Raw genomic sequence first — 1,059 nt, 5'->3', positions numbered from 1 at the left:
GCCGGAGCCGGCTGCGGCGAGGCCGGCACGCCGGCCAGCCGCGCCGCCGCGGCGAACGGGCGCTGGGTCCGCCCGTTCATCACCGTCACCCTAGAACGGGATCCGGGCGTAGACGTCGCCCGAGACCGGCCACAGCGCGTCGTCGAAGGACACGCCCTGCGCCACCGGGAAGGCCTCGAACAGGTCGCGGCCGTCATAGCGCAGCGGCTGCCAGGTCTCGTCGATCCAGGTGATCACGTCCTCCCACGGCGTCTCCAGGCTGCGGTCGCGGCAGAAGGCGATCACGCCCGGCTTGCCGACGCCGGAGTAGAAGTCGCGGATGCGGTGGTCGATCCGGTTCTCCGGATCGTCGACGTCGAGCAGCAGCCGGCCGCCCTCATAGGTGCCGAACCAGCCGCAGGGCACGCCGTAGGTCTCGGCGATCACCATGCCGTGCAGGCTGGTCGAGATGATCCGCTTGCACGACACGATCTCCTCCACCTTGGCGGCGAAGGCGTCGACCTTCGGCGCGGTGTAGGTGTTGATCAGCCGGATCGACCCGGCCAGGCTGGGCGGGATGTTGTAGCGCTTCAGCGCCTCCTTCACCCCCGACTGCGGATCCATCGACGCCAGCTCGGAGATGTGCAGGATCACGCCGAGCTCATGCGTCTTCTTGACGTGGTGCATCGGCATGATGCGCGGCAGGAACCAGACCGGGTCGCCGAACACGTCGGGCACCTTGATGCCCTGGCCCCGCAGCACCGCCTGGGTCTTGCGGCCGCGCACGCCGTGCACGACGAAATCGGTGTTCTGCGGCCGGATATACTGCCGGATCGAGCGGTCGACCGGGTTCAGCGTCGCATCCATGCCGGTGCCCCAGAAGTGCAGCACGCCGTTCTTCTGGGCATGGCCGATGGTGCCGACCGCGACCATCCGCTCCGACGCGTCGTCGAAGGCGGCGCGGCGCACCGGCACGCCGGCGATGGCGGCGACCACCACGGCGCTGAGCGCGTCGCCGAGATTGGCGTGCGGATGCTCGCTGGTGGTGGCGACCCAGGACAGCGGGATCGACAGCCGCTT

1 protein-coding gene is annotated in these 1,059 nt (G+C 69.7%); it reads right to left on the bottom strand.

Features of this window, described 5'->3' with window-relative positions:
• Positions 1-90 precede the first annotated feature (90 nt).
• Positions 91-1,059 (bottom strand): polysaccharide pyruvyl transferase family protein (locus P409_RS35025; protein WP_034849626.1); only part of this gene is annotated, 969 nt, incomplete at its 5' end.

It is taken from the genome of Inquilinus limosus MP06 (assembly GCF_000767795.1).
Lineage (GTDB): Bacteria > Pseudomonadota > Alphaproteobacteria > DSM-16000 > Inquilinaceae > Inquilinus > Inquilinus limosus_E.
The sequence above is the reverse complement of the archived record's forward strand: the minus strand, read 5'-3'. Positions and strand labels throughout refer to the sequence as shown.